This is a genomic window from Glaciihabitans sp. INWT7, assembly GCF_014217685.1.
GTDB lineage: Bacteria > Actinomycetota > Actinomycetes > Actinomycetales > Microbacteriaceae > Lacisediminihabitans.
Genome location: NZ_CP043653.1, coordinates 1,029,876 through 1,056,540, shown reverse-complemented (window position 1 = coordinate 1,056,540; position 26,665 = coordinate 1,029,876). Strand labels below are relative to the sequence as shown.

Genomic DNA, 26,665 nt, shown 5'->3' with positions numbered 1-26,665 from the left:
ACCGAATCGCTGGGAGCGCACATGATCGACACCACCTACGACCTGATCGTGATCGGCGCCGGTGCTGTCGGCGAGAATATCGCCGACCGCGCGGTGCAGGACGGCCTCACCGCCCTGCTCGTCGAGAGCGAACTGGTGGGCGGCGAGTGCTCCTACTGGGCCTGCATGCCCTCAAAGGTGCTTTTGCGGGCCGGTATCGTGCTGCGCGCCGCGAAGGCCGTCGGCGGCGCTGCCGAGGCGGTTAATGGCGGGGTGGATGTCGCCGCCACCTTCGCTCGTCGGGACAGTTTCACGCACGATTGGGACGACGAGAGCCAGGTGAAGTGGGTCGAGGGAGCAGGCATCTCGCTCGTCCGCGGTCACGCGCGCATCACCGGCGAGAAGCAGGTCACCGTCGACGGCACCGTCTACACCGCGCGGCACGCTGTGGCCGTGAGTGTGGGATCCGACCCTCTGCTGCCCGAGATCCCTGGCCTCGCGGAGGTCTCCCCGTGGACGAGCCGGGATGCCACGAGCGCGAAGGTCGCTCCGAAGCGGCTGGCGATCATCGGCGGCGGAGTCGTCGGGGTGGAGATGGCGACGGCGTACCAGAGCTTCGGCACCGAGGTCACGATCGTCGCGCGCTCCGGCCTCCTCGGCACCCAGGAACCCTTCGCGGGCGAGCTGGTGACGGCATCATTGGAGAAATTCGGAGCGACGGTGCTGACCGGTGTGGAGACCACCTCCGCCCACCGCGATGACGACGGTGTCACCCTCACGCTCGACGACGGCTCGACTCTCGTCGCCGACGAGGTGCTCGTCGCGATCGGACGCGTGCCCCGCACCGGCGACCTCGGGTTCGAGAACATCGGACTGACCCCCGGCGACTGGCTCGAGGTGGACGACACCATGCGGGTGAAGGGCTTCGACTGGCTCTACGCCTGCGGGGATGTCAATCATCGCGCGCTGCTCACCCACCAGGGGAAGTACCAGGCACGCGCCGCGGGCGATGTCATCGCGGCCCGCGCCCTCGGCACCGGAGTGCACGACAACCGCTTCGGGAAGCACGCCGCCACCGCGGACCACGAGATGGTGCCGCAGGTGACTTTCAGCGATCCGGAGGTGGCGTCGGTGGGACTCACTGCCGCCGCCGCGGAGAAGGCCGGGTACGACATCCGCGTGGTCGACTACGACCTCGGTTCGGTGGCCGGCTCCGCCGTTCAAGCCGACGGCTACGAGGGCAAGGCCCGCATGGTCGTGGACGAGAAGCGTAGGGTGATCCTCGGCGTCACCTTCGTGGGACAGGATGTCTCGGAGCTGCTGCACGCGGCGACGATCGCCATCGTCGGTGAGGTGCCGATCGATCGGCTGTGGCACGCGGTTCCTGCGTACCCCACCATGAACGAGATCTGGTTGCGGCTGCTGGAGACCTACGGCCGCCCCTGAGCGGACCCGCCGACTCGGCCCAGACTCGCATACACCCCGATGAGTGCGGTGGCGGTCGCGGCCCAGGTGAAGCCCTCGGCGTAATGCCGGGCGGATGCCGACAGTCGCTCAAGGTCGGTCCCGTCGTCGAGAAGGGCGGCTGTCGCCTGCGCCCAGGTGCCGGGGTCCCGGGAGTCGATAAGCAGCCCGGACACCCCGGCCGAGACCGACTCGATCAGTCCGCCCCCGCGGAACGCGATCGCCGGAGTGCCGCTGGCTGCAGATTCGAGTGCCACAAGGCCGAAGGTCTCCGAATGCGAAGGTACGAGAGTCACAGTGGCGGTGGCGAGGAGATCGGCCAGGCGCTCTCGTGACAGCGCCCCGGCGAATCGCACCGCCGCGAGCACGCCGAGTTCGGCAGCTGTCGACCGGAGGGATGCCGCGTAGTCGTCGTCGCCGGGAGTCGCCTCCCCCGCGACCACGAGCACCGCGTCGGAGTCGCGCAGCGCATGCAACTCGGCAAGCACGCGGATCGCGAGTTCCTGGTCTTTGAGCGGCTGAACCCGTCCCACGACGGCGATGATCGGGCTGCCATCGGCGATCCCGAGTTCGCGGCGCACCCGCGAGTGCGCCGCATCCGCTCGCGTCGGAGAGAAGAGTTCGACGTCCACGCCGGGCGGGATCACCCAGACCCGATCGGCGGGTGCCCGCACCATGTCGATGAGGGACGACACCTCGGCGGACGAGCCCGCGACGATCGCACTCGCCTGGTTCGCGAGATACATCTCGGTGAGCAGTCTCCTCTCGGGTTCTGGAGCCTGCCCGGGCGCGAGATTCGCATTCTTCATCGCCCCGAGGGTGTGGAAGCTCTGCACGAAGGGCAGTCCGAGTTCGAGTGCGACAGGCAGCGTGGCGAGCCCGCTGAGCCAATAGTGGGCGTGGATAACGTCGTAGCGCGGCGCGGCGCGGCCGGTGAGCTGCGCCACCGCTTCGCCGAACTCGTCGGCGACCTCCCCCAGCCGATCCTTCGCGATCACTCTCCGGCCCCCGGCCGCCAGCTCGTGGAGCACGACGCCGTCGGCGAGGGTGGTGACGGCGGCCTCGCCGGTGGCCCGGGTGATGAGGTCGACCTCGACACCGCGTGCCGCCAACTCCGTCGCCGTCGCGAGCAACGACACATTCATGCCGCCGGAGTCCCCGCTTCCCGCGAGCGCCGCAGGCGAGGTGTGCATAGAAACGAGCGCCACTCGGTGCACTGGGTCGGTCATGGGTACACCGCGGTCATAGGAACACTGTAGGGGTGCCGCCCGAGCGGTGGCCGAGCGGGGCACTCGAGGGGTGTAGAAACGAATCATGCCCACCACGACCCGAGCGATACAGCGCGCCATGGTGCGGCTAGTCAATCTCGGCACGGTGCTGCCCGGACTCCGGTTCGTGATGCTGAGCCCGCCCGTCGCCCGCCCGGGGTACTGGTTCGCGAGCCTGTGCGGCTTCATCTGGGGCGGCATCCTCAGCCGGGGTCGCCTTGCTCGGTCGGGCGGAGTGATTGTCGCCCGGGGCTGCCCCCGCTGGGCCTTCGGTCGCGGTGGGACGACGATCGGTGCCGTCTACCTCACCCATGACAACGATTCCCCGACCGTCTTGCAGCACGAAGCTGTGCATCGGGCGCAATGGAGGCGCTACGGCCTCACGTTTATCCCGCTCTATGTCGCCGCGGGACCAATCGCCGAACTCAACAGGTTCGAAGTAGAAGCAGGACTAGAGAAAGGGGGCTACCGATGAGCGGAGCCAGCGCGGAACTCAGTGGCAGGGTCATCGTGATCACGGGAGCGAGTTCGGGACTCGGCCGTGCTGCGGCGGTCGAACTGTCGACAAGGGGCGCGACGGTCGCGGTAGTCGGTCGCAATGCCGAGCGCACCCGGGCCGTCGCCGACCGGGTGGGCGGATTCCCATTCGTCGCGGACTTCGACAGCCTGGCAGCGGTGCGCTCCCTCGCCGAAGAGCTGCTGGCGAGCTACCCGCGCATCGACGTGCTCGCGAACAACGCGGGCGGGCTGGTGAGCACTCGCGGGCTCTCCGCCGACGGTCACGAGCGCACCTTTCAGCACAACCATCTCGCACCGTTCCTGCTCACGAACCTGCTGCTCGATCGGCTCACCGAGAGTGCCGGCCGGGTGATCTCCACCGCGAGCGGGGCGAACATGTTCTCGCGGCTCGATCTCGACGACCTCGACTGGAAACGTCGCGCCTATGCCGGCGGATGGCTGCCCTATGGCACCAGCAAGCTCGAGACGATCATGTTCATCCGGGAACTCGCGCAGAGGACTGCCGGCTCAGGCGTCGATGCGTACTCGTTCCACCCCGGCTTCGTGGCCACCGGGTTCGGAGCGGACTCCGCGCTCCTCAAGTTCGGGCAGTTCATCAGTCGCGGCTCGCTCGGGATCAGTCCGGAGCAGGGTGCGGCCCCGCTCATCCATCTCGCTGCCGAGCGCGACATCGCGTCGCCGAGCGGCACCTACTTCGACGGCCTGAAGCCGGATGGCCGCGAGCGGAAGAGCGCCTCGGATGCCGAGCTGTGTCGGCGGTTGTGGGAGCGGAGCGCCGAGATGGTCGGGCTGCCGGCCTGAGAATCGGTCTACGAGTTCTTCGCCTGATCCCGGGAGTCCACCGGGTACCCGTGGGCCCCTCGCGGGGCACCCACGGGATTCCCTTGCTAGCAGTACTCGTAGCGGTAGGCCGACTGTCCCTTCGCCACGACGTCACGGTCCCGCAGGATCACCGAGATGCTCTTGCCCTGGGCCGCGCAGGCCTTTGTATAGGCGCTACGGGCATTGTCCGTGTATTCGATCTCGATGACGTGGTTCCCGTAGGGCCCCGTGTAGCTGCCGCACTCGGAGTAGACCTGGCATTCCTCGGCGATGGCGAAGTCGAAACCGACAGAGGTCTTTCCCGCAGAGCCGAGTTCCGACGTGTTCTTCTGGGCGATGGCGAGTCCGATGGAATGGGCATGGGTGGCGAGCAATGTCGCATAGGCCACGTTGTTCGCCTTGGTCAGTTTGTTGAGGGACCGGGTCCAGGAGTCGAGGTTGTCGGGCTCGATGGCCTGAAAACCTTTCGTCTTGCAGCCGTCGATCCAGCCATTCACGATCGTTGCGATGCTCGAGCGCTTCGCTGCGGTCGAGGTGTCGAGGATGAACTCGCCGGGCCAGTCCGGATCCGTGAGGTTGGTGCCGTTGGCACGCTTCACGAGCAGGTTGCTGTGGTTCGAGGTCCAGAACGATGCTTCATCGGGCTGGGTCTGGTAGGCGTTGACGTAACAGATGTTGTATTTGCCGGCGACCGGACTCGCACTGCGGTCGCGATCGACGATCGATACCGATCCCGAGGGCGTGTAGGCGCCACCGATCTGATAATCGAACTGGCCGTTGACCGGCGGAAGCGCGACTGTCGCCGCCTGCGCGGACTGGGCCAGACCGACTCCGAGCACGACGGCGGTGACCGCCAGTGCCGCAGAAGCGATGGTGAACAGTGAAGAAGGAGCTCTCATGAGCGTTGCCTGTTCCCGGATGCCCCGCCTCGAGCTGCTCTCTGGCGATCTATGCCGGATCGGGCCCTCAGGGTGCGCCGGCTGGGTTCTCCGTGATGCGCCAAGGTTAGGGATGACGCGGCGCGCGGGCAAGAAACGCGCAGTCCGGGTGACCGCTGTCGCAGCGCTGGATACCCAGCGTGAACCCCTGTGACAGTGACTGGCTGGTTCTTCACCACTGTGGCGGATGCCGCCGCTGCCACTGCAATCGTCGCTCGAGTTGCGCACCGATCGCCAGCAACACGTGCTCGCCTCCCGGACGCCCGACCAACTGCACTCCCATCGGCACATCGTCCGCGGTCTGCGAGACCGGCAACGTGATGGCCGGAAGGCCGGTCACGTTCGCGAACGACGTGAAGGGCGTGTACTGCACCTGCTGGGCGAAATTGCGCTCCGCATCCTCCGCGTCGTACCAGCCGACCGGGCGGGGCGTCATCGCCAGGCTGGGGGTGATTACAGCGTCGAACCGGCGGAACTGACGGATGATCGACCGCTCGAACTCGACGAGGGCACCGAGGGCGCTCGACAACTCCCGGGCCGACACCTGCCTTCCCCGCAGCACCAGCCACTTCGTGAGCGGCTCGAGAAGCTCGAGCTGCTCACCCTCCGCGGGGATGCTCGCAGCGCCGGCCTGCCAGATGGTGCAGAAGTTCGGGGCGTAAGAGTCGTCCGGTTCGAGAGCGAAGTCCTCGATACCATGCCCGATGGCGTCGAGCTCCGACACGGCGAGGGCGAGGGCAGCGGATGCTTCTGGCGCGATCTCGATGTCGTAGGCGTCGTCCCAGGGCGAGGTCGTCATCACGCCGAGCTGGAACCGACCCTCGCCGCGTACTGCGGCGTTGAGCAGGGCTCCGCCGTCCCAGCGGGGCGCCCGCACGGTGAAGGGGTAGTCCCCGCCCTCGATGAGCGCATCGAGCAGCATCGCGGCATCCGCCACCGTTCGCGCGAGCGGTCCCGGTACGACGAGGCCGCCGAGGGAGCTCAGCCCCGTGCCGCTTGGCACGAGGCCGCGGGAGGGTTTGAGGCCGACCAGGCCGCATGCTGCCGCGGGAATGCGCACCGAGCCGCCGCCGTCGGAACCGGGGGCGAAGGGCAGCAGTCCGGCCGCGACGGCCACCGCCGCTCCCCCGCTGGAGCCTCCGGCCCCGAGGGCGGTGTTCCACGGCGTGCGCGCGGGCGGGGCGACGAGGCTCTCGGTGTAGGAAGGGAGCCCGAACTCCGGCGCGCTGGTCTTGCCGAGGCTCACCGCGCCCGCGGCATCCAGTACCTCCACGATGGCATCGGAGCGCTCGGGCACGAAGTCCTGCATGAGTCGTGATCCATACCCGGTGCGCACCCCGGCCCGGTTGACGAGGTCCTTGTCGCCGAGCGGCAGCCCCCAGAGCGGTGCGGTCTTGGGCACCCGGGCGGCGAGGGAAGCGGCGCGTTCGATGGCCGCCTCCGGGGTCACCGTCACGAAGGCGCCGAGATGCTCGTCGAGCCGTTCTATACGGTCGAGGTAGTGCCGGGTGAGTTCGACGGGAGAGATCTCGCCGCGCTGCAACCAGTCCCATTGTTCCTGGGCACTGAGGTGGTGGAGTTCGAACACCCTTCGAGCCTAGGTCGTCGGCTAGGGTCTGGTGCTATGCCAAGCACCCGCATGCCTCCCGTTGCCCGCCACGGTCGGCTGCCGCGCTCCCGGCCCGCGGTCACGGTGCTCGCTTTCCTCGCTTCTGCGCTTGCGGTGGTGCTGGTCAGCGTCGGCGCGGTCGCCGGCTTCGCGGTCTACGACGTCGCGAAGAGCGTGCAACCGGGAGTGAAACTCATCGGGCAGACCGACGGGCCCCCACCGGACATCGGGAGTTTCGAGGGAGGCATCAACGTGCTGGTCGCCGCGAGCGACAGCGGCGGCGGGGATGTCGGCACCTATGGAAAGCGCGGCGAACACCTCAATGACGTGACCATGCTCCTTCACGTCTCCGCCGACCACAGCAACGCGACGGTCGTGAGCTTCCCCCGCGACCTGATCGTGCCGATCGCGTCCTGCCCGAACCCCAAGGGCGGCAACTTTCCGTCGCAGACCAATAAGATCAACGTCGCGCTCACCTACGGCGGGTTGCCCTGCATCGTGAAGACCGTCGAGAATCTCACCGGCCTCACGATCCCCTATGCCGCGCTCACCGAGTTCCAGGGAGTGGTCGGTCTCTCCAATGCCGTCGGCGGTGTCACGGTCTGCATCGCCAAGGCCATCCATGACGAGCAGATCCACTTCGACCTCGATGCCGGCCAGCGCACGCTCGTCGGCCAGGATGCCGTGCAGTTCCTGCGGGTGCGGTACGGCGTCGGCGACGGCAGCGACCTCGCCCGAATCAGCAACCAGCAGCTCTTCCTCTCCGCGCTCGTGCGCAAGATAAAGACACCCGAGACCCTGGGCAACCCGGTGAAGGACTACGCGCTCGCCAAGGCCGTGATCGACAACACCACCCGCTCGGATTCTCTGAACAACCTCACCACTCTCGTGAGCATGGCTCTCGCGGTCAAAGACATCAGCTTCGACAAGGTGGTCTTCGTGCAGTATCCCGGCAGTTATGGTTCCGCGGCAGGCCAGAACGGGGTGCTGCCGATCCGCAGCGCCGCCGAGGTGCTGTTCACCGCATTGAAGAACGACCAGCCGGTGTCGCTCACCGGCAAGACGGGAGACGGCACGACGAACGATCCTTCGGCGACGACGGCTCGGGATCCGGGTGCCTCCACTCCGGCGAGCGGAGCGGCGACCACCGCACCGGGAGTCGCCCTTCCGAGCAGTGCGACCGGGCAGACTGCCGCGCAGGCGACCTGCACAAAGGGGCAGCGCGCCAAAGGCTGAGTTTTCTCGAGCGTCGGCTATTCGAGCTCGAGGCGCAGCTGGCGCAGGAGGGTCTCGAAGGCGGCGGGGGCGTCAGCCACGACCCGGCGCCCGGTGAATCGCCCGAGCGAGCGAGCGGTCTGCGCCACATTCAACATCACGTGCTCCACGTGGGATCCGCGTTCGTCGGGCACCACCCGATACTCCCCGCGATACCACCAGCCACCCTGGGACACGATGAGGAACGCCGAGGGATCGGCGAGGTAGAGGCTGTCGGAGGAGTCGCTCGGGCGGAAACGGGCGTCGAGTGCCGCGAAGACCGCGGCAGGCCGGGCGCGCAGGTGACCGCTCAGGGTGTGGAGCACGAGATAGCTCTCGGGGCGGCTGCGAGGCGCTTCGGGCATCCCCCGACTGTAGCGCCCGAGCGCCGACCCATCCGCACCGGGCTCTCCTCGCCTCTTAAAATCTGGTACATTTGTACCAATCTTAGGAGTGCAGCATGGGATATCTCTTCCTCGCCGGGGCGATCGTGGCCGAAGTGATCGCGACCACGGCCCTCAAATTCGCCACCGGGGACGGCGCGAACAAGATAGTGCCCTACGCGATAGTGACTGTCGGCTACATCGCCGCCTTCGCCATGCTCTCCCAGTCGCTCACCAAGGGGGTGCCTCTCGGCATCGCCTACGCGATCTGGGCCGGCGTGGGAGTCGTGCTGGTTGTCGTGATCAGCTGGCTGTTCTTCAAGGAGCCTCTCACCCTCGTGCAGATCGCCGGAATGGTACTCGTGATCGGCGGCGTCACGATGCTCGAACTCGGTGGAAAGCACTGACGTGGTCACCACCACTGCGAAGGGAGAGGCTCGGCGCATCGCCCTGCAGGATGCGGTGATCCGAGTGCTCGAAATCGGCGGACCGGGTGCGGTCACCCACCGCGCCGTCGCCGCCGAGGCCGGCGTGCCCCTCGCCGCGGCCACCTACTATTTCGCCAGCATCGACGATCTGCTGGTGAGTGCGCTTCTGCGGGTCACCGAGCAGCAGGTCGCCCTGTTCGCCGACTTGGACACCGGTTCCCTCTCCGATGCCGCAACCGTGCTGCGGGACTGGGTGTACGGCTCCCGGGCCTCCGCCATCGCGCAATACGAACTCCTCTTCCTCGCCATGCGCCGCGACGGTCTGAGAGAGGCGGCGGATGTCTGGTACCGCTCGCTCGAGGAGGCGATCGACCCCGTCGTTCCCGATCCACGCCGAGCTCGGGTGGTCGCGCTCGCCATCGACGGGCTGATCCTGCGGATGCTCTGGCGCGGCGAGCCGGAGTCGGTGACGGAGGTGGAAGCGGCGCTGCGCGACATCCTGCAGTCTGCTGTTATTTGAGCGATTTCTGCATGAGCACCGTGCCGAGCCAGCGCTCGAACTTGAAACCGACCTTGCCCATACGACCGATCTCTTTGAAGCCGAAGTCCTGGTGCATCTTGATGGAGGCCTCGGCACCGCGATCGGCGATGACGGCGATGATCTCTTTGAGCCCGGCCTGTTTCGAACGGGTGATCAACTCGCCCATCAGCACCTTGCCGAGCCCCTTGCCGGTCGACGCCGCGCGCAGGTAGATCGAGTTCTCCACGGTGAAGCGGTACGCCGCCTTCTCTTTCCACGGGTAGACGTAGGCGTAGCCGAGGATCTGCTGGCTCGGACTCTCGGCAACGAGGTAGGGCATCCCGAGCTTCTGCAGGTGCTGGAATTTGGAGCGGGTAGCCCGAAGGGTGAGCGGAGTCTCATCGAAGGTGACAGTGGAGTTGGCCACGTAGTGGTTGTAGATCTCCCGCACGTCCGGCATGTCCTCGAGTCGCGCATCCCGGATCGAATACTCGAAGGGCACCTCGAGCGGTGGCAGGTTGCGCTGCGCCTCCAGCGGACGGTGGGTGGCCTGGTATTCCTCCTCGAGCATGAACCGAGCTTACGCCGGGATCGTCCAGTCGATCGGTGAGGCTCCCTGCGAAAGGAGTGCGGCATTCGCCCGGCTGAACGGGTGCGATCCGAAGAACCCTCCCCCGGCCGAGAGCGGGCTCGGATGCACGGACTTGATCACGGGAACCGAGCCGAGCATCGGCTCGAGGGCGATGGCATCCTTCCCCCACAGGATCGCAACAAGTGGGCCGCCCCGCTCGGCAAGCGCATGGATGGCTGTCGCCGTCACGGTCTCCCACCCTTTGCGACGGTGCGATCCGGATTTACCCGGCTCGACGGTCAGCACGCGGTTGAGAAGCATGACCCCCTGATCCGACCAGGCGCTGAGGTCTCCGTGCGGAGGAGGCGTGACCCCGACGTCGCTCCGCAGTTCCTTGTAGATGTTCCAGAGGCTCCGCGGAATCGGCCGCACGGCCCGGTCGACGGCGAAGGACAGTCCGATCGGATGCCCGAGTCCCGGATACGGATCCTGTCCGACGATGAGCACCTTCACCCGCGAAAACGGAGACGTGAATGCCCGGAAGACGTTCCCCTCGGCGGGAAGGTACCCGCGACCGGATGCGACCTCGCCGTCGAGGAACTCCTGGAGTTTCGAGATCACCCCGGAGACCGGCCGGAGCGCACTCGCCCATTCCGGGTCGATGGAGCCGGTCAGAACCGAGGGGGTCGATCCCGCGCCCGTGTCCTCGGTCACACGGTGACCGGGGGGAGGGACGACCAGGGGAAGGCGATCCACTTGGATGTCCTCCGCCAGACGAAGTCGGGCTCGAGCACGGTCTGCGGCTTGGAGTACAGACAGAGGCTGCGCACATCCGCCCCCGCCTTGACCAGCAGCTCGAGGACCATCGCGAGGGTGCGACCGGAGTCCGAGACGTCGTCGACCAGCAGCACCTTCTGCCCGGAGACGGAGGGCGTGTCGAGCATCGGTGACAGCAACACCGGCTCGGCCAGACGAAGGTCCACCCCGGTGTAGAACTCCACGTTGATGGCGCCGCAGCTCTTCACATCGAGCGCGTAGGCGACCGATCCGGCGAGCAGCAGGCCCCCGCGGGCGATGGCCACCACCATGTCGGGCACGAATCCGCTCCCGTGCACCTGGGCCGCCAGCTCGCGACTCGCCTCGCCGAACTCGTCCCAGCCCAGGATCTCGCGATCCGGGGTGTGCTCTTCATCGATTGTCATGGCTTCACGCTAGCGGCTGCCCGGTACTCAGGAGAACGCGCGCTGTGCTTCTTGCCTCCCCCGATCGCCCACTAACATCCGATCATGACAACCGTGCGCACGAAGGCCGGGGCGATCACCTTCGGCCTGATCGGCTACCTGTTCCTGGTCGAGATCGTGAGCGGCATCCTGCAGGGCTATTACGTGCCCCTGATCAGCGACCTGGTGAAATACCTCCAGATACGGGATGCCGACTTCAACTGGTTCGAGGCGGCACAGCTGCTGCTCTCCGCGCTCGTCGTGCCGATCCTGGCAAAACTCGGCGACATGTTCGGGCACAAGCGCATCCTGCTGGTCTCGACGGTGCTCACGGCCGGGGCGAGCTGGGCTCTCGTCTTAGCAGACAACTTCACCACCTTCCTCATCGCGTGGGCCCTTCAGGGCTTCTACGTCGTCTGGCTTCCGCTCGAGGTGGCACTCATCTTCGACCGTGGCCGGCGCACCGGCAGGGGCGCATCCCAGACGCGACGCGCCGCGGGTTTCCTCGTAGTAGCGCTCGAGGCCGGGGCGATCGTCGGCGCGTTGCTTGGCGGACGGGTCTTCGGATGGTTCGGAGAGAACGTGCCGCTCACGCTCGCCATCCCGGCGATCGCCGTCACGCTGGTCTTCTTCGCGGTGCTGTTCGGCGTGCCGGAGTCGACTCCGCTGCCGGGGCGACGCCTCGATGTGGTCGGTTTCAGCCTGCTCACCATCGGGCTGTTGCTGATCACTTCCGGCCTGACCTTCCTGCGGCTCAACGGACTCGAGGCGTGGTGGGTGTACATCCTCATCGTGCTCGGGTTGCTGGTGTTCGTGCCGTTCGGGCTCTACGAGCTGAAGCAGGACGACCCGGCGATCGACCTTCGGGTGCTTCGCCAGCCGAACATGTGGCCGGTGCAGCTCACCGCCGGCCTCATCGGCATCAGCCTGCTGGGGGCGCAGGCCCCGCTCAGCGCCTATGCGGGCACGGACAGGGCCAACGGCTACGGCCTCGGTCTCGACTCCGGAGACCGCTCCACTCTCATCGGGGTGTATCTCATCTCGATGATCGGGGGCGCGCTGCTCTTTCCGCTCGTGTCCCGCTGGCTCTCTCCGCGGGTGGCCCTCATCATCGCCGCCTTCCTCGTCGCCACCGGCTACCTGCTGTTCGTACCGTTCCACCTGGAGACCTGGGAGGTGTTCCTCAACATGTTCATCGCCGGCATCGGATCCGGAGCACTGGTCGGCGCGATGCCGGCGGCCGCCGCTGCGGCGGCACCTCGCGGACAGACCGGAATCGCCGCAGCGCTCACCAACACGACCAAGACGATCGGCGGGTCGTTCGCCTCGGCGATCTTCGGGATCGTGCTCGCCATGGGCGTGCTCACCGCGGCGACGACCACAGCCTCGAGCCTCAGCGGCTACCTCACCGTGTGGATCATCTGCGGCGTCGGCGCCCTCGTGGCCGCCGTTCTGCTCTTCTTCGTGCCGAAGCTCGCCTTCGCGGATGTGGCCGATGAACTGCCCTCTGGCGCTACAGCTTCGGTGCGAGAGCTCCCCTGATCACCTTGTGCGGGGCGGCCTGTGCCACCGGTTTGATCGTGACGAGGTCGAGGTTCACGAATCCGGGAAGTTCGATCGCGTGCACGATCGCCTCGGCGATGTCCTCGGCATGCAGGGGGTTCGCCACGTTGTCGTAGACGGCATCGGCCCGTGCCTGATCTCCCGCGAAGCGCACGAGAGAGAACTCGTCGGTCTTCACCATGCCGGGGGCCACCTCGAGCACCCGGATCGGCTCGCCGGCGAGCTCCAGCCGCAGCACGCCGACCAGGGCGTGTGCGGCGAATTTCGCGGCGTTGTATCCGCCACCGCCCTCGTAGGCGATGTGGCCGGCGATCGACGTGACGGTGAGGATGTCGGCATGGGCGACGCCCGCGGCATCCGGCAGCGCGGCCGCGGCCCGCAACAGCGGGAGGAGGGCACTCGTGACCCGCTTGACGGCGACCACGTTCACGTCGAACATGCGCACCCAGTCCTCGGCATCGCTCTCTTCGACCGAGGCCATTCCGAAGGCGCCACCCGCGTTGTTGACGAGAGCGTGCACCGGACCGAGGTGGGCGAGGTAGTCCCGGAGTGCGTCGACCTGCGCCTGGTCGGTGACGTCGGCGGTGAAGATGTCGGCACCGGTCTCCGCGGCGAGCGCCTCCAGCCGGTCGGTGCGGCGGGCCACGCCCACCACATCCCAGCCCTGCGAGCGGAACAGCCGCACCGTCGCCGCTCCGATTCCCGAACTCGCACCGGTTACCACCACGCGTCGTGACGTCACTGCTCTCCCTCGTTGGCCCCCTTCAACCGTAGCGCGGCTATGGTGATCGCATGACGAGCACCGCCACCGCCCCTGCCCCACGAAAGCAGCGGGTTCCGCTGTGGGACAACGCGCGGTTCGCCTGCGTCGCCCTGGTCGTTGTGGGGCACGGGGTGCAGCGGCTCACCGCCGACAACGATCGCGCTCTCGTGGTCTACCTGTTCATCTATGCCTTCCACATGCCCGCATTCGCCCTGATCAGCGGCTACTTCTCGAACGCCGCCCCGCCGAGCTCCCGGCAGATGAAACGCGTGATCACCGACATCCTGCTGCCCTATGTGATCATGCAGACGATCTGGACCGTCGTGCAGTACCTGGTGGAGGGCACGACGAGCGCCAACCCCACCACGCCGCACTGGACTCTGTGGTTCCTGCTCGCCCTCGGGGTGTTCCGGCTCGTGCTGCCCTACCTCGTGCTGCTGCGCTGGCCACTGCTCTTGTCCGTGCTTTTTTCCATCGGTGTGGGGTACTTCAGCAATGTCGACAGCACCTTCTCGCTCTCGCGAGCCATCGGCATCCTGCCCTTCTTCGTGCTCGGCTGGCAGTTGCGCCAGTGGAAGCTCGTAGAGAAGTGGCATGTCATCGAGCGGCAAACCTGGCTCATCCGCGGGGTCGCGATCGCGGTCTTCGCCGCGTGGGCGGTCTCACTGGTGCTCTTCATCGACTTCTGGAAGTCGATCGACGTGCACTGGCTCTTCTATGACGACTCCTACGACGGACTGGGCCAGACGGACTGGTGGGCCGGGCTGGTGCGACTCGCATTCCTGCTGCTCGCGACGCTGCTGAGCGCCGCCTTCTTCGTGCTGGTGCCCCGCTCGGAGACCTGGATCACCGGCTTCGGCCAGGCCACCATGTACGTGTACCTGCTGCACAGTTTCATCCTCTACCCCCTGCGCGAGACGGGGATCCTCAAGAACGATCCGACCCCCGATCTGCTACTCGTCGCCGTGATCCTCGCCGGCATCGCGATCTCGATCGCCCTCGCGAGCCCGCTCATCCGTCGCATCTTCCGCCCGATCATCGAGCCGAAGCCGCGCTGGTTGTTCATCGAGCTCGATACCGGAAAGGAGAGAAAGCCGGCCGGACCCTCGCGAAAGGATCCGACCGGCTCGACCCGGGACCGGTGACGGTCGCGGCGGGGCTCAGTGCAGGTTGACCCGCTTCGGCAGGGTGAAGACGAGCGCGAGGGCCACGATCGCGAAGATCGCACTCACGAGCATCGATACGGTCGCCGCGTCCCCGAAGTGAGTTGCGAGACTCGACTGGGAGATCCGGGACCCGAGTGCCTTCGCCGCGGCCGCGGGAGTCGCGTAGTCCCCGCTCTTCATCGCATCGGGCAGCGCCTTGGCCACCTTGTCGGCGACCTCCGTCTTGAGCCCGGAGAGATTAGCCACCCCGAAGAGGACGCTCGAGACGACGGCGATGCCGATGGCGCTTCCGATGCGCTGCATCGTGCCGATGACCCCGCTCGCGGCTCCCGCCTCTGTGCGGTCGACAGTCGCCACGATGAACCGGGAGTTCGGCGCGATGAAGAACCCGTTGCCGAATCCGGCGATGGCGAGCGGGCCGAGCAGAATCCAGTTCGTGAGGTCCGTTGGCTTCACCGTGAGGAAGATGATCCACAGGGCGATGAGGCCGACAGCCACCAGGGCGGCACCGAGCACCAGCACGTTGCGCCCGAGCTTCTGAGCGACACGGTCACTCTGGGACGCTCCGACGATGTTGGCGACGGCGAAGGGGATGGACACGAGGCCGGACTCGAGCGCGGTGTGCCCGAGGCCCGCCTGCCAGAGCAGCGAGATCGTGAAGAAGATGCTCGTGAAAGCCGCGAAATACACCAGCGCGAGGATGGTGCCCCCGGTGAAGGCCGGGTGGGAAAAAAGATGCGGAGGAACCAGGGGGGAAGACCCGCGACGGGCGAGCCTCAGCTCCCACAGCGCGAACAGCACGATCAGAATCGCGCCTCCGGCCAGCGAGAGGTAGGTCCAGAGCGGCCACCCCTCGTCCTGCCCCTGGATCAGCGGAACGAGGATCGCGACGAGACCGCCGGCAAGCAGCAGGAGGCCGATGATGTCCATTGATGCCTTCTCCCCCGCGACGAGCTTGGGAAGCACGATTACCGCGGCGACCAGCGCGATCACGCCGATCGGCAGGTTCACGAAGAAGATGTACCGCCACCCGGTGGCCGTGCCGAGGGCCTGGATCAGGAGGCCGCCGACCACCGGCCCGAGCGCGGAGGACACGCCGAGCACGGCGCCGAGGATGGCGAAGGCCTTGCCCCGCTTCATCGGCGGGAAGAGCAGCTGGATGAACGCGGTGACCGGCGGGAAGAAGATGCCGCCGCCAGCCCCCTGCAGCACCCGGGCGACGATCAATTCGGTGGAGTTCTGAGCGAGCCCGGCGAACAGACTCGCAACCGTGAACAGCGCGAGCCCCGTGAAGAACACCCACTTGTGCCCGAATCGGTCGCCGATGCGACCAGCCGGGATCAGCACAAGGCCGAACGCGAGGGCATAGCCGGAGATGATCCAGGCCAGCGTCGCCTCGTTGGCGTTGATGCTGTCGCGGATGGTGGGAAGAGCCACGTTCACGATGGTGGTGTCGAGGAGAGACATGAAGAGCCCGATGAGCAGCACCGCGAGGGATCCCCAGGCACGCTTGTCGGTCACTCCTGGTGGCGCAACCCAAGACGGTGGGCGGTTGGCTGTCGCCTCGGATGTTTCGGTCATGATTTGAGTCCTTTCGCGGACCTCTTGGTCAGTTCGTCAGAGATGATCTCGGGCAGCGCCGTGAGGAGACTGTGGTGCCAGGCGATTTCGCCCTCGAGTTTGGCGAGCTGGTGGCTCATCGCCCACTGCTCGGATTTCCACAGGTACTGGTCGACCTGCTTATGGTGTGCGGCCGTGTCCTCGAGCAGGCGCTCGAGTGCCGCGATGCGGGTGCTGATGATGCCCTCGAGCTCGTCGAGTCGATCGGGATCGAGGCGCGAGAACGCGAGATCGAAGGCATCCGGATGCAGTTCGAAGAATTCGAGACCCTCTCGCCGCAGATCGTCGAGCGCGAGCGAGCCGGAGGAGGTGACGTCGTAGACCTGGCGTTCGGGATAGTTGCCCTCACGCTCGGTGCGCACCACCTCGATGAGGCCCTCCGTAGCGAGGCGCTTGAGCACTCCGTAGACCGCACCGACCGTGAAGTCGGTCCACTCGTCGATGTGCTCCTGCTCGGCCAGCACGCGCAGCGCGTGACCGTGCATCGCTCCACGGTCGGCAAGCGAACCGAGCACGAAGAGGCGGATAGAAGACACCTGAGTACTCTCACAAAAGTAGTCTCATGTGTCAAATTCGCTTTCGATCACTATTACGCCGGATGTCATGCGCCATTGATCCCCGCCGGAGCGGTGCCTATGCTCGCCTCTGCGAGCGATTACCCTGCTCGCACTACTTTGAGGAGAGACCCATGAGCGACAACGCGGCCGACTGGAAGTTCGAGACCAAGCAGATCCACACGGGTGCGGCGCCCGATCCCGTGACCAACGCTCGCGCGACTCCGATCTACCAGACCACCTCCTATGTCTTCAACAGCGCCGAGCACGCCAAGAACCTGTTCGCCCTGGCGGAGTTCGGCAACATCTACACACGCATCCAGAACCCGACCCAGAACGTCGTCGAAGAGCGTGTCGCCGCTCTCGAGGGGGGCACCGCCGCCCTGCTCGTCTCCTCCGGCCAGGCCGCGGAGACCATCGCCGTGCTCAACATCGCCGAGGCGGGCGACCACATCGTGTCGTCATCCTCCATCTACGGCGGAACGTACAACCTCTTCAAGTACACGCTGAAGAAGCTCGGCATCGAGACGACCTTCGTCGAGGACCAGGACGACGCCGCAGAATGGGCTGCCGCCGTCCGCCCGAACACCAAGTTGTTCTTCGCCGAGACCATCGGAAATCCGAAGATCAACATCCTCGACATCAAGAAGGTCGCGGATGTCGCCCACGAGAACGGCGTTCCGCTCATCGTCGACAACACGATCGCGACACCGTACCTGATCCGCCCGTTCGAGCACGGAGCCGACATCGTCGTGCACTCCGCGACCAAGTTCCTCGGCGGTCACGGCACTGTAATCGGCGGGATCATCGTCGATGGCGGAAAGTTCGAGTGGTCGAAGAACGTGGAGAAGTTCCCGGGCCTCACCGAGCCGGACCCGTCGTACCACGGTGCGAGCTACACCACCGTGCTCGGAGATGGCATCGCCTACATCATCAAGGCTCGCGTGCAGTTGCTGCGCGACCTGGGCTCCGCCATCGCCCCGGCGAGCGCGTGGCAGCTCATCCAGGGCATCGAGACCCTGAGCCTGCGCATCGAGCGTCACGTGCAGAATGCCCAGGCCGTTGCCGAGTGGCTCGACAACCACGACGACGTCGCCTCGGTCAACTACTCGGGACTCCCGTCGAGCCCGTGGTACGCCAAGGCAAACGAGTACGCCCCCCAGGGCGTCGGGGCCGTGCTGTCGTTCGAGCTCAAGGGCGGAGTGGATGCCGGAGCCGCCCTCGTCGACAGTGTGAGCCTGTTCAGCCACCTCGCCAACATCGGAGACGTGCGCAGCCTGATCATCCACCCGGCGTCGACCACCCACTCGCAGCTCACTCCGGAGCAGCAGCTCACCTCGGGCGTCACGCCCGGTCTGGTGCGGCTCTCGGTCGGTCTCGAGAACATCGACGACATCATCGCCGACCTCTCCGCAGGGCTCGCGGCGGCTCGCGCCGTCACGAAGGCGGCACAGAGCGCGTAACGATTGCCGCGGTCGGGTGGTGTGCTGACGCACACCGCCCGACCGCTGTCCTACGCGGTCGAACCGTAACAAAGGCCGCTCCCCCGGCAGAACTTGCGATACTTGCTGAGACATGGATTGGCAGACTTCCGAGGACACGGTCCCATCGAGCTTCGTGACCGAAGCGAACACGCGGGCCATGATCGGCAAGCCACCGGCCACCGGAGCGTGGCGAGACGGCGACAACCCCGGCGACCGCCTCTTCGTCTCCATCGGCGCCCAGCAGTTCGAGCGCGGCGGCGGCATCCCCTCTGGCCGCATCGCCTACGAGACCTGGGGCGAGCTCGACGCCGAACGGAGTAACGCCGTCCTGGTGCTGCACGCACTCACCGGCGACAGCCACGTGGTCGGATCCGCGGCCCCGGGACACCCCACCGCCGGATGGTGGTCAGGCATCATCGGTCCGGGAAAGGCCGTCGACACCGACCGCTGGTTCGTCGTCGCCCCGAACATGCTCGGGGGCTGCCAGGGCAGCACCGGCCCCGCGTCCCTCGCCCCGGACGGGCGGGAGTGGGGAGCCCGGTTTCCCTACCTCACCATCCGCGACCAGGTCTCCGCACAGGTCGCGCTCTCCGACGCGATCGGTATCGAGCGCTGGGCGGCCGTGATCGGAGGATCCATGGGAGGCATGCAGGCCCTCGAATGGGCCATCGGACATCCCGATCGCCTCGATCGGGTGGCGATCATCGCCGCGCCGACCATCTCGAGCGCCGACCAGATCGCGCTCAACTCGGTGCAGATCGAAGCCATCACGATGGATGCGAAGTTCGCCGACGGCGACTACTACGAGAATGCCGATGGCGACGGCCCCTCCCGCGGTCTCTCCCTCGCCCGACGGATGGCGCTCCTCAACTACCGCTCGCCCACCGAGCTCAACGACCGGTTCGAACGCAGTTGGCAGTCGAGCGTGAGCCCCCTCGGCGCCGAGGGCAAGTTCGCCGTGGAGAGCTACCTCGACTTCCACGGCAACAAGTTCACCCGGCGATTCGATGCCAACAGCTATGTACTGCTCGTGCAGGCGATGAATTCGCACGACATCGGTCGGGACCGCGGTGGTGTGGCGGCCGCCCTCTCCCGCGTGACCGCGAAGAACGTCGTGCTCGGAATCGACAGCGACAGACTGTTCCCCCTCGCCGACCAGGTCACCGTTGCAGCCGGCGTCTCTGGCAACATCGACGGCGGCCGGGCCGTGGTCATCCACTCCAAGTTCGGTCACGACGGATTCCTCATCGAAGATGCACTTGTCGGCCCGGAGCTCACTCGATTGCTGGAGTCCTAGCCCCCGAGACGGTGATATCGCCGCGTTCTGGGGGCATCCCCCGGCACCCGAGCGACTGTCAGTTTGAGTATGCTGGGTGTACAGAGTGGTCTGTGCCAGCACCCGAGCTGGCGCGTGCCACGGGGGAAAGTCGGTCGAAGTGATTCACAAGCGAGAGAAGTCTGCCCTCATCCGAGTTGCGATCGTGGATGATCACCAGCTCGTGGTTGACGGACTCGTCGCGCACCTGCATTCGCGCCGCCACGGCATCCATGTCGCGATCGGTGAGTCCAGCTGGGCGGGGCTGTTGGCGCACCCCGAGTTCCCGGTCGATGTGGTCGTGCTCGACCTCAACCTCGACGACAACGTCTCGATCGGCGCCAAGGTGCGCGCCCTCAACGCCGCCGGCTCCAGCACCATCGTCATGAGTCGCCACGCGGAGTCCTCCTCCGTCCACGGCGCGATCAGGGCCGGCGCCCTCGGCTTCGTGCCGAAGACCGAGTCGGCAGATGAACTGGTGCGCGCGATCCACTCCGCCGCCGCAGGCCACCGTTACGAGAACGGTCCCCTCGCCGGTGCGCTGTCCGGCGACGGCAAGACACTCGACCCCGGGCTCGGGCGCCAGGAACTTCGCGCGATCATGCTCTACGCCTCCGGACGTTCCATCCGAGAGGTCGCCGGAGACATGGGAACGACCGAAGAGACGGTCAAGTCCTACATCAAACGTGCGCGGCGCAAGTATCGGGACATCGGTATCGACCTCGGGACCAAGATCCTGCTGAGGCGCCACGGTATTCGCGAAGGCTGGCTCACCCCGGAGTAGATGGCGCTCGACTGTGGTGGCGCAGGCGATGTCGCGCTCCCACTGCGGGTGTCGATGTGTGACTATTGCTCTGTGGAACTCATCGCCAAGGAGCGCGATCGGCTTCTGCAGCGATCCGCCCGCTTCATCGGCCTCGGCTCGACAGCGGTGGCCCTTGTCTGTTTCTCGGTGCCGGGAGTGCTGCAACTGGCGACACTGCTCTCCGCCCTTCCGCTGTTCATCGTGCTCGCATTCAGCCTGTATCGCGTCGGGGTGAGCCAATCCCTCGTCTGGATCGTGCTCGGCATCCTCTCGGGGCTCGGCATCCTGTTCGTGGTGCAACTGCCCGGCGAAGACCAGGCGAGCAGCTCGCTCGGCACGGCGATCATGCCCCTGGCCGCCGGCGCGATCGCCTCGTTCGCGGTAGTCCTCACCGCTGGCGTCGGACGGATCATCCTGTTGGTCGTCGCGTTCCTCGCTACCCTCGTGCTCGCCGAACTGGCCATCCCCGGACCCGTCTCTGTGCAAGATGCACAGATCATGATCGGCTGGGTGCTCGCCGCCGTCTTCGGATATTGGCTCTCGGCCAGCATTCCACGGGCCGCGCGTCGCATCTACAGCATCGGGCGAGCCCACCGTGCCGAGCGTCAGGCCAGCGAGACCGAGGCGCAGCGACGCCAAGGCGCCAGACTGCTGCACGACACCGTGCTCGCCACCCTCACCCTCCTCGCCCACTCCGGCGTCGGGGTGGCGGCATCCGCCCTCCAGCAGCAGTCCGGCGAAGACGCGCGGCTGTTGCGTCAGCTGAGGCTCGGGGCGACTCCCGTTCCCCAGTCGTCGGGCGTCTACAACCTGGAACCGGTCGAGGAGACCGCTCTCGGAACCACCCTCGAATCGGTCAAGCAGCGATTCGGGCGCATGGGCCTCGAGGTCAGCTGGCACGGCACCGGCCAGGTGCTTCTTCCCAGCGACGTCCTCGACGCCTTTCTCCTCGCCCTGGCCGAGTGCCTGGAGAACGTGCGCCGGCACGCCGGGGTCACCGATGCGCATGTCACGATCACCGATGACGAATCCACGGTGCGGGCGATGGTCACGGATGCCGGAGTCGGGTTCAACATCTCGGATATCGACGAGGCGCGACTCGGCTTCAAAGACTCCGTGGTCGCACGGCTGAAGGACGTCGGCGGCAACGCGCGCCTGTTCTCCTCCCCGGGCGCCGGTACCACTGTCGTGCTCGAGGTGCCCAAGTGACCGATTACGCCCGCCCGGAAGAGAACACCCTCGGGGTCATCCTCGGCAAGCGCAACCGTGCCGGTGTGCCGGCCGGTTCCACCGCCGGTCGGGCAATGCGCCAGGCCAGCGCGCGCGGAGCGAGTCTCGGCACCGGCTACCTCGGCGTCGGCGCGAGCGTGCTCGCCGCTCTCCAAGCGGTGTACGGCATCGGGATGTTCGTGAGCCACGCCGGGGAGTATCCCAACATCCTGCCCGCGGCGCTGGCGTGGGTGGTGTACGCGCTCGCGCTCGTCGGCGTCGCCACCACCATCGCCACCCGGGGCGAACAGATGCCCGACTGGTTATTCGGTACCTTCTTGATCGGCCTGGCCGGCGTGGTCGCCTTCGACCTCATCGCCATCTGGTCGCTTCATAACGTCGGTCGTTACGCCACCGCCTCCGCATCCGCGGGCTTCGGGCTGCTCGCGGCACTCACCCTCCGTCGCAGCCGCGAGTTGCTCGCCGTCGCGGCCATTCTGGGAATGACCCTGCTGGTGGCCATACTCCTGACCACGAAACTGACCCCGCAGAGCATTCCCGCCCAGATCCTGCTTCTCGCGACAGCGGTGATGCCGGTGGTTTTCGGAATCTACATCGTGCGGCGGTTCCGCCGTATCGTGCAGTTGGAACTCGACCGGGTGCTCGTACAGAGCACCGTCTCCGCGCCGCGCTTCGCCGTGGGCATGCTCGCATCTGAAGAGCTCGCGAGGCTCGATCTCGCCGCGGAGGAGCTCCTCGAGTCCGTCGCGACGGGGCGCACCAAGCTGCCTCTCTCCCCCAAGACGGCGTCGACGGCGGCATCCCTCGCCACCGAGCTCCGGCTGCACCTGATCGAGGGGCGTCGCGAGACCTGGCTCTACCATGCGATCACGGAATCCGAGCAGTTGGGAAAGTCCGTGACGCTGGCCGATCGGGGAAGTCTCGCCGGTCTGCTCGCCCCTCAACAACGTGACGGCCTGCTCGCCGCCGTCTGGCTGTTGGTGAGCGATCAGAGCAAGTCGAGCCCGACAGCGCAACTCACTATCGGACCGGTGACGGCAATCCCGGAGCCGGGTTCGAAGACCATCACGGTGCCGCTCGTCATCACCACCACCGCCGTGCCGCGCAGCCGAGTGGATCCCGCGACCTGGGATGCGATCGGCAAAGTCGGCAGATTCCTCGACTCCACCCAGAATTCGAGCCTGCGTGTCGAGATCGAGTGCATCGTCACCAACCCCGCTGACCAATAGCATCGATAGAGACGCGTCCACAGAATGGAAGGCCCCCGTGCCAGACAGCTCCGTCCCCCCCACTGACGACCGAATCCGCCTCGCACTGGTCGACGACCACAAGATGCTGCTCGGTGCGCTCACCGAATGGATCCGCAACGCCGCATCCGACATCAACATGGTCGCCGCGGTGTCCACCTGGCCTGACCTGCTGACCCACAGCGAGTTCCCCGTAGACGTGGTGCTGCTCGACCTCGACCTCAAAGACAACATCCCGATCTCGCTGAAGATCTCGACGCTCAAGACGACCGGCGTGAAAACGGTGCTCATGAGCACCTACTCGGAGCCGAACGTCGTGCGCGAAGCCCTTGCCGCCGGCGCCCTCGGCTACCTCGTGAAGAGCGAAGACGCCGAGATGATCGTCGAAGCCATCCGCGCCGCCGCCCAGGGCGACTCCTTCGTCTCCGCAGAACTGGATCTCGCCCTCAACGCCGGCGATGTCGGCGGCGCGCCGAAGTTGAGCGCGCAGGAGCGCCGGGTGATGGCGCTCTATGGCGGTGGCGAGCCGGTGAAGGCCGTCGCCTTCCAGCTCGGCATCTCGGAAGAGACCGCCAAGAGCTACCTCAAGCGCATCCGCGAGAAGTACCGCGTCGCGGGAATCGATGTCGGCACGAAGGTGGCGCTGCGCAAGCGCGCGATCCAGGACGGCATCCTGATCTCGACGGACGCGCCGAACAGCTTCTAGCGCGGATCGCCTGCTCCGCGGAACGCTCTGCTCCGCGGACCGCTCTGCTCCGCGGACCGCTCTGCTGCGCGGACCGCTCTGCTGCGCGGAGCGCTCTACTCTGCCGCGAGCGGCACGATGGGATGCTCGCGACGGCTCGCGAGCGACCCTCCGCGGCTGCGCTGCAACAGCACGCTCCACGTCACGAGGGCCAGCCCCGGCGCGCAGAGCATCAACCCGACCCACACCGGGGAGATGTAACCGAACCCCGCTGCGACCGTGAGTCCGCCGAGGTAGGCGCCGAGGCTGTTGCCGATGTTGAGGGCCGAGTGGTTCGCCGCCGCGGCGAGCGTCTGGCTGTCGCCCGCGACATCCATGAGACGCGTCTGGATGGCCGGGGAGATGCCGGAGGCCGCGACACCGACGAGGAAGACGAAGACGAAGAGTCCGGGAATGAGGTGGGCAGTGAGTGCGAGCCCGGCGAGTGACACGACGAAGAGTCCGAAGAACGAGTAGATCGAGCGCACGACGTTCTTGTCGGCGGCCCAGCCACCGACGATGTTGCCGAGTGTCATGCCGAGCCCCACCACCACGAGCACGATCGGCACGAGGATCGGGCCGAGTCCCGCGACCTCCGTCGAGATCGGCGAGATGAACGTGTACACGCAGAAGAACCCGCCGAAACCGATGGCGCCGGTGAGCAGCGTCAGCCAGACCTGCGAGCGCCCGAAGGCCTTCAGCTCCCGCTTCATCGTCGCCGATGCATCCCCCGGCTGGGTCGGGAGCAGCAGCGCGAGCGCGACGAAGGTCAGCCCGAAGATCACGGCGACCGCGAAATACGCGACCCGCCAGCCGGCCTGCTGGCCAAGGAAGGTGATGGCCGGCACTCCGACCACATTGGCGATCGTGAGCCCCGACAGCACGTAGGCGACACCGGCCCCCCGCTTGCCGGGTCCCATCAGGGAGGCGGCGACCAGTGACGCGATGCCGAAGTAGGCGCCGTGGGGCAGCCCCGCGAGAAAGCGGGCAGCGAGCACGAGACCGAAGGTGGGCAGCACCGCGGAGAGCACGGTGCCGACGGTGAATGCGGCGGCGAGCACGAGCAGCAGCTTCTTGCGCGGAAACCTCGCCGCGAACGCGGCGATGGTCGGCGCCCCGACCACGACGCCGAGCGCGTAGGCAGAAGCGAGCCAGCCGGCCTGGGCGTTCGCGATCTCCGGCGAGCGTGCGTACAGCTGCGGCAGCAGATCGTGGGCGATGTTGGGCAGGAGGCCGAGCACGACGAATTCGGTGGATCCGATTCCGAATCCTCCGAGCGCGAGGGCGAGAAGGGCGAGGCGCGTGCGGGCGGGAGAAAGTGTTTTCACGAAGGTGACGGGCCGTTCAGGGATCGACGGAGTGCGAAGACTCACCGTCGAGCATCGTCGGGCGCGTCGGCGACGCTCCCTGAGTTCTACTGTAGGGCGATGACGGGCGCGGTCGGTCAGCCCTGCGCGTCGAGTGCGCGCTCGAGGCGCTCGACCTTGCCGGTGAGTTCACCAGAGTGCCCCGGACGGATGTCGGCCTTGAGCACCAGCGAAACGCGAGTTCCGAAGGTACCGACTGCTTCTGTCGCGCGCTTCACCACGGCGAAGACCTCGTCCCAGTCCCCCTCGATGGTCGTGAACATCGAGTCGGTGTGGTTCGGGAGGCCGGACTCGCGCACGACGCGCACGGCGGCTGCGACGGCGTCGTGCACCGAATCATCCGAGTCCGGAGCACCGCTGGGGGCGACTGAGAATGCGACGAGCATGGGATCTCCTCTGATCGATGCCGAAAGCGCCTAACGGGACGGCCCGGCCTCGTCCAGCTTGTCACGCTGCTGGGTGCTCGTGGGGTCCACACCGAACGGCCAGACCGCGGGAAGCCAGGGCGCGGCCCGATCCACGCTGGTTCGATCGTCACCGGGTCGATCATCGGGGTCGACGGAGAATTCGGCGGCGCGGGATGCGCGCCAGAGCGAGACGACAGCCCAGCCGAGCAGCACGAAGTACAGCAGATTTCGGGCAGAGATCACGATGAGCATGAGGGGGTTGAGGCTGAGCAGATAGCCGTAAAGGTAGGGATAGATCACCTGGGTGAGGGCGGCGAGCACGAGCACCAGGATCGCCGGGGTGCGGAAGAGGCGGCCGCGACCCACGGCGTTGATCGAGAGGCCGAGGATCACCGGCACGGCGAGCCAGGTGATGTACTGCGGCGAGCCGACCTTGTTGAAGGCGATGAGAGCCACGACGTAGGCGAGCGACAGCGAAGGAAGCAGATCCGCGACGGCCACCCGACTGCGCAGCGCGAGGAACGCGAGAATCGTGATGGCGACAACGACGAGGGCCATCAGCGGGTTGATGAGCATGCTCGCCGCTTCGACACCGGGTCCGCGGACCTGCCAGGTCAGCAGCCCCTGGTCGTAATACACGAAGGTGTTCGGCACCCCGGCGAACTCCTGCCACAGCCAGACGGTTCTGATCGGCGCCTCCACCTGCAGCCCGCGAACCGACTGCTGGGTGACGAAGCTGAAGACATTCGCACCGGCGCCGAAGGAGAGCGCGATCGCGACGACGACGAGGCTCGTGACCACCGCACCGACCACCACCTGCCGGCGCGCGCGAACCGCGATCAGGATGGACACGAGCAGGGCCGCGGGCCAGACCTTGATCCAGGTGGCGAGCGTGAGGATCACGGACGCGGCACGCGGACGAGTCGCCACCAGCAGCACGCCGACGATCGCCAGCGGAACGGTGATCGAGTCGATGCGCCCGAGGGCGATGGGTCCGAGGAGCACCAGGAACGCCACCCACCACCACGCCACCGCGCTGTTGCGGGTGGTGCGTCCCCAACCGGTGAGGGCGCCGAACGCCAGCAGGTCGAGCAGCAGCACCAGGCCGAGCCAGGTGCTGGCGAACAGCTCCGGTCCGAAGACGCGGGCGAGCAGCATCGGAACGAGCGCGACTATCGGGTACACCCACGATCCGTCGATGCCCACCCAGTAGTTCGATTCGAGGGCCTGATCGGTCCAGAACTTGTAGACGCTGGTCACGTCGCCGAAGGGCTGACCGGGACCGTAGAGGTTGAGGGCTCCGAGCCAGAGGTGCGCGAGGATGAAGGCCGCCCAGAGGAAGATCGGACTGCCAAGGGCCAGGCTGCGCGCGAGCGAATGCAGCCGAGCCGATGTGGTCATGCTGGCAAGGGTATCCGGTAACAATTCGTAGTCCGCGCCATCCT

At 66.8% G+C, this 26,665-nt stretch carries 27 protein-coding genes; 14 read left to right on the top strand and 13 right to left on the bottom strand.

The window, feature by feature from the left end; all coding sequences use genetic code 11:
• Nucleotides 1–21: 21 nt before the first annotated feature.
• Nucleotides 22–1,425: an NAD(P)/FAD-dependent oxidoreductase gene (locus tag F1C58_RS05225; RefSeq protein ID WP_185203172.1), complete on the top strand. Its 1,404-nt coding sequence runs from the start codon at nucleotides 22–24 to the stop codon at nucleotides 1,423–1,425.
• Here F1C58_RS05225 and F1C58_RS05220 read toward each other — a convergent pair.
• Entirely contained in the window at nucleotides 1,410–2,636 is a 1,227-nt protein-coding gene (locus F1C58_RS05220) for a glycosyltransferase (RefSeq protein ID WP_219732038.1), read from the bottom strand. The genes F1C58_RS05225 and F1C58_RS05220 overlap by 16 nt on opposite strands.
• A 121-nt stretch (nucleotides 2,637–2,757) precedes the next feature.
• Between F1C58_RS05220 and F1C58_RS05215 the strand changes: the two genes are divergently transcribed.
• Both F1C58_RS05215 and F1C58_RS05210 read left to right on the top strand, forming a co-directional pair.
• Entirely contained in the window at nucleotides 2,758–3,186 is a 429-nt protein-coding gene (locus F1C58_RS05215; protein WP_255461278.1) for a hypothetical protein, read from the top strand.
• Nucleotides 3,183–4,031, top strand: a complete 849-nt coding sequence (locus F1C58_RS05210) for an SDR family NAD(P)-dependent oxidoreductase (protein ID WP_185203168.1) — start codon at nucleotides 3,183–3,185, stop codon at nucleotides 4,029–4,031. Before F1C58_RS05215 ends, F1C58_RS05210 begins: the two co-directional genes overlap by 4 nt.
• Before the next feature lie 86 nt (nucleotides 4,032–4,117).
• Here F1C58_RS05210 and F1C58_RS05205 read toward each other — a convergent pair whose 3' ends face one another.
• Together F1C58_RS05205 and F1C58_RS05200 are read right to left on the bottom strand one after the other, a co-directional pair.
• Nucleotides 4,118–4,951, bottom strand: coding sequence for an endo alpha-1,4 polygalactosaminidase (locus F1C58_RS05205; protein ID WP_185203167.1), 834 nt, complete (start codon nucleotides 4,949–4,951; stop codon nucleotides 4,118–4,120).
• 211 nt (nucleotides 4,952–5,162) lie between these two features.
• Nucleotides 5,163–6,578, bottom strand: coding sequence for an amidase (locus F1C58_RS05200; RefSeq protein WP_185203165.1), 1,416 nt, complete (start codon nucleotides 6,576–6,578; stop codon nucleotides 5,163–5,165).
• Nucleotides 6,579–6,614: 36 nt separating this feature from the next.
• Between F1C58_RS05200 and F1C58_RS05195 the strand changes: the two genes are divergently transcribed.
• On the top strand, nucleotides 6,615–7,835 hold the full coding sequence (locus F1C58_RS05195; RefSeq protein ID WP_185203163.1) for an LCP family protein: 1,221 nt from the start codon (nucleotides 6,615–6,617) through the stop codon (nucleotides 7,833–7,835).
• Nucleotides 7,836–7,852: 17 nt separating this feature from the next.
• Here the strand turns inward: F1C58_RS05195 and F1C58_RS05190 are convergent, their stop codons facing one another.
• Nucleotides 7,853–8,218, bottom strand: coding sequence for a hypothetical protein (locus F1C58_RS05190; protein WP_185203161.1), 366 nt, complete (start codon nucleotides 8,216–8,218; stop codon nucleotides 7,853–7,855).
• A 95-nt stretch (nucleotides 8,219–8,313) separates the two neighbouring features.
• On the opposite strand from F1C58_RS05190, the gene F1C58_RS05185 reads away from it, so the two are divergent.
• Nucleotides 8,314–8,643, top strand: a complete 330-nt coding sequence (locus tag F1C58_RS05185; protein ID WP_185203159.1) for a multidrug efflux SMR transporter — start codon at nucleotides 8,314–8,316, stop codon at nucleotides 8,641–8,643.
• Entirely contained in the window at nucleotides 8,630–9,184 is a 555-nt protein-coding gene (locus F1C58_RS05180; protein ID WP_185203157.1) for a TetR/AcrR family transcriptional regulator, read from the top strand. Before F1C58_RS05185 ends, F1C58_RS05180 begins: the two co-directional genes overlap by 14 nt.
• On the opposite strand, the gene F1C58_RS05175 is transcribed toward F1C58_RS05180, so the two are convergent.
• From F1C58_RS05175 to F1C58_RS05165, 3 genes are read right to left on the bottom strand one after another with little or no spacing between them, the layout of a single operon-like run.
• On the bottom strand, nucleotides 9,177–9,755 hold the full coding sequence (locus tag F1C58_RS05175) for a GNAT family N-acetyltransferase (RefSeq protein ID WP_185203155.1): 579 nt from the start codon (nucleotides 9,753–9,755) through the stop codon (nucleotides 9,177–9,179). The two genes, F1C58_RS05180 and F1C58_RS05175, sit on opposite strands and share 8 nt — an antisense overlap.
• A gap of 9 nt (nucleotides 9,756–9,764) precedes the next feature.
• Nucleotides 9,765–10,469 (bottom strand): uracil-DNA glycosylase, encoded by a 705-nt coding sequence (locus F1C58_RS05170; RefSeq protein WP_255461358.1) that lies wholly within the window; start codon nucleotides 10,467–10,469, stop codon nucleotides 9,765–9,767.
• On the bottom strand, nucleotides 10,466–10,957 hold the full coding sequence (locus F1C58_RS05165) for a phosphoribosyltransferase (protein WP_185203153.1): 492 nt from the start codon (nucleotides 10,955–10,957) through the stop codon (nucleotides 10,466–10,468). Before F1C58_RS05165 ends, F1C58_RS05170 begins: the two co-directional genes overlap by 4 nt.
• 84 nt (nucleotides 10,958–11,041) lie before the next feature.
• Here F1C58_RS05165 and F1C58_RS05160 point away from each other — a divergent pair, with 84 nt between their 5' ends.
• Nucleotides 11,042–12,517, top strand: coding sequence for an MFS transporter (locus F1C58_RS05160; protein WP_185203151.1), 1,476 nt, complete (start codon nucleotides 11,042–11,044; stop codon nucleotides 12,515–12,517).
• Here the strand turns inward: F1C58_RS05160 and F1C58_RS05155 are convergent.
• Complete coding sequence (locus F1C58_RS05155) at nucleotides 12,489–13,280, bottom strand: SDR family NAD(P)-dependent oxidoreductase (RefSeq protein ID WP_255461277.1); 792 nt, start codon at nucleotides 13,278–13,280, stop codon at nucleotides 12,489–12,491. The two genes, F1C58_RS05160 and F1C58_RS05155, sit on opposite strands and share 29 nt — an antisense overlap.
• A gap of 50 nt (nucleotides 13,281–13,330) precedes the next feature.
• Between F1C58_RS05155 and F1C58_RS05150 the strand changes: the two genes are divergently transcribed.
• On the top strand, nucleotides 13,331–14,446 hold the full coding sequence (locus F1C58_RS05150; RefSeq protein WP_185203149.1) for an acyltransferase family protein: 1,116 nt from the start codon (nucleotides 13,331–13,333) through the stop codon (nucleotides 14,444–14,446).
• Between the two features lie 15 nt (nucleotides 14,447–14,461).
• Here F1C58_RS05150 and F1C58_RS05145 read toward each other — a convergent pair whose 3' ends face one another.
• Nucleotides 14,462–16,048, bottom strand: coding sequence for an MFS transporter (locus tag F1C58_RS05145; protein ID WP_185203147.1), 1,587 nt, complete (start codon nucleotides 16,046–16,048; stop codon nucleotides 14,462–14,464).
• Nucleotides 16,045–16,623, bottom strand: a complete 579-nt coding sequence (locus F1C58_RS05140; RefSeq protein WP_185203145.1) for a PadR family transcriptional regulator — start codon at nucleotides 16,621–16,623, stop codon at nucleotides 16,045–16,047. The genes F1C58_RS05145 and F1C58_RS05140 overlap by 4 nt, the downstream gene beginning before the upstream one ends.
• A gap of 152 nt (nucleotides 16,624–16,775) precedes the next feature.
• Between F1C58_RS05140 and F1C58_RS05135 the strand changes: the two genes are divergently transcribed.
• The 6 genes from F1C58_RS05135 to F1C58_RS05110 all read left to right on the top strand — a co-directional run bounded on the left by F1C58_RS05135 (nucleotide 16,776) and on the right by F1C58_RS05110 (nucleotide 23,428).
• Nucleotides 16,776–18,104: a bifunctional o-acetylhomoserine/o-acetylserine sulfhydrylase gene (locus F1C58_RS05135; protein WP_185203143.1), complete on the top strand. Its 1,329-nt coding sequence runs from the start codon at nucleotides 16,776–16,778 to the stop codon at nucleotides 18,102–18,104.
• Nucleotides 18,105–18,216: 112 nt separating this feature from the next.
• Nucleotides 18,217–19,422 carry a homoserine O-acetyltransferase gene (locus F1C58_RS05130; protein WP_185203142.1) on the top strand — a complete coding sequence of 402 codons (1,206 nt, stop codon included), beginning with the start codon at nucleotides 18,217–18,219 and terminating at the stop codon, nucleotides 19,420–19,422.
• 184 nt (nucleotides 19,423–19,606) lie between these two features.
• On the top strand, nucleotides 19,607–20,224 hold the full coding sequence (locus F1C58_RS05125) for a response regulator transcription factor (RefSeq protein ID WP_255461276.1): 618 nt from the start codon (nucleotides 19,607–19,609) through the stop codon (nucleotides 20,222–20,224).
• Nucleotides 20,225–20,296: 72 nt separating this feature from the next.
• Complete coding sequence (locus tag F1C58_RS05120; RefSeq protein ID WP_185203138.1) at nucleotides 20,297–21,454, top strand: sensor histidine kinase; 1,158 nt, start codon at nucleotides 20,297–20,299, stop codon at nucleotides 21,452–21,454.
• Entirely contained in the window at nucleotides 21,451–22,704 is a 1,254-nt protein-coding gene (locus F1C58_RS05115) for a hypothetical protein (protein ID WP_185203136.1), read from the top strand. The genes F1C58_RS05120 and F1C58_RS05115 overlap by 4 nt, the downstream gene beginning before the upstream one ends.
• Nucleotides 22,705–22,807: 103 nt before the next feature.
• Nucleotides 22,808–23,428 (top strand): LuxR C-terminal-related transcriptional regulator, encoded by a 621-nt coding sequence (locus F1C58_RS05110; protein WP_370543704.1) that lies wholly within the window; start codon nucleotides 22,808–22,810, stop codon nucleotides 23,426–23,428.
• 95 nt (nucleotides 23,429–23,523) lie between these two features.
• On the opposite strand, the gene F1C58_RS05105 is transcribed toward F1C58_RS05110, so the two are convergent.
• The 3 genes from F1C58_RS05105 to F1C58_RS05095 form a co-directional block, all read right to left on the bottom strand.
• Nucleotides 23,524–24,819 carry an MFS transporter gene (locus F1C58_RS05105; protein WP_370543691.1) on the bottom strand — a complete coding sequence of 432 codons (1,296 nt, stop codon included), beginning with the start codon at nucleotides 24,817–24,819 and terminating at the stop codon, nucleotides 23,524–23,526.
• Nucleotides 24,820–24,890: 71 nt separating this feature from the next.
• Nucleotides 24,891–25,199 carry a thiamine-binding protein gene (locus F1C58_RS05100; protein WP_185203132.1) on the bottom strand — a complete coding sequence of 103 codons (309 nt, stop codon included), beginning with the start codon at nucleotides 25,197–25,199 and terminating at the stop codon, nucleotides 24,891–24,893.
• A 30-nt stretch (nucleotides 25,200–25,229) separates the two neighbouring features.
• The gene (locus tag F1C58_RS05095) at nucleotides 25,230–26,621 is read right to left on the bottom strand and encodes a DUF2029 domain-containing protein (RefSeq protein ID WP_185203131.1); all 1,392 of its coding nucleotides are present in this window, start codon (nucleotides 26,619–26,621) and stop codon (nucleotides 25,230–25,232) included.
• Between the last annotated feature and the right edge of the window lie 44 nt (nucleotides 26,622–26,665).

Bases quoted from the DNA above. Each gene is read 5' to 3' on its own strand.
- F1C58_RS05135 (WP_185203143.1), top strand. From the start codon at position 16,776: ATGAGCGACAACGCGGCCGACTGGAAGTTCGAGACCAAGCAGATCCAC.
- F1C58_RS05175 (WP_185203155.1), bottom strand. From the start codon at position 9,755: ATGCTCGAGGAGGAATACCAGGCCACCCACCGTCCGCTGGAGGCGCAG.
- F1C58_RS05150 (WP_185203149.1), top strand. From the start codon at position 13,331: ATGACGAGCACCGCCACCGCCCCTGCCCCACGAAAGCAGCGGGTTCCG.
- F1C58_RS05145 (WP_185203147.1), bottom strand. From the start codon at position 16,048: ATGACCGAAACATCCGAGGCGACAGCCAACCGCCCACCGTCTTGGGTT.
- F1C58_RS05165 (WP_185203153.1), bottom strand. From the start codon at position 10,957: ATGACAATCGATGAAGAGCACACCCCGGATCGCGAGATCCTGGGCTGG.
- F1C58_RS05220 (WP_219732038.1), bottom strand. From the start codon at position 2,636: ATGCACACCTCGCCTGCGGCGCTCGCGGGAAGCGGGGACTCCGGCGGC.
- F1C58_RS05160 (WP_185203151.1), top strand. From the start codon at position 11,042: ATGACAACCGTGCGCACGAAGGCCGGGGCGATCACCTTCGGCCTGATC.
- F1C58_RS05195 (WP_185203163.1), top strand. From the start codon at position 6,615: ATGCCAAGCACCCGCATGCCTCCCGTTGCCCGCCACGGTCGGCTGCCG.
- F1C58_RS05095 (WP_185203131.1), bottom strand. From the start codon at position 26,621: ATGACCACATCGGCTCGGCTGCATTCGCTCGCGCGCAGCCTGGCCCTT.
- F1C58_RS05190 (WP_185203161.1), bottom strand. From the start codon at position 8,218: ATGCCCGAAGCGCCTCGCAGCCGCCCCGAGAGCTATCTCGTGCTCCAC.
- F1C58_RS05130 (WP_185203142.1), top strand. From the start codon at position 18,217: ATGGATTGGCAGACTTCCGAGGACACGGTCCCATCGAGCTTCGTGACC.
- F1C58_RS05185 (WP_185203159.1), top strand. From the start codon at position 8,314: ATGGGATATCTCTTCCTCGCCGGGGCGATCGTGGCCGAAGTGATCGCG.
- F1C58_RS05205 (WP_185203167.1), bottom strand. From the start codon at position 4,951: ATGAGAGCTCCTTCTTCACTGTTCACCATCGCTTCTGCGGCACTGGCG.
- F1C58_RS05110 (WP_370543704.1), top strand. From the start codon at position 22,808: ATGCTGCTCGGTGCGCTCACCGAATGGATCCGCAACGCCGCATCCGAC.
- F1C58_RS05210 (WP_185203168.1), top strand. From the start codon at position 3,183: ATGAGCGGAGCCAGCGCGGAACTCAGTGGCAGGGTCATCGTGATCACG.
- F1C58_RS05225 (WP_185203172.1), top strand. From the start codon at position 22: ATGATCGACACCACCTACGACCTGATCGTGATCGGCGCCGGTGCTGTC.
- F1C58_RS05100 (WP_185203132.1), bottom strand. From the start codon at position 25,199: ATGCTCGTCGCATTCTCAGTCGCCCCCAGCGGTGCTCCGGACTCGGAT.
- F1C58_RS05215 (WP_255461278.1), top strand. From the start codon at position 2,758: ATGCCCACCACGACCCGAGCGATACAGCGCGCCATGGTGCGGCTAGTC.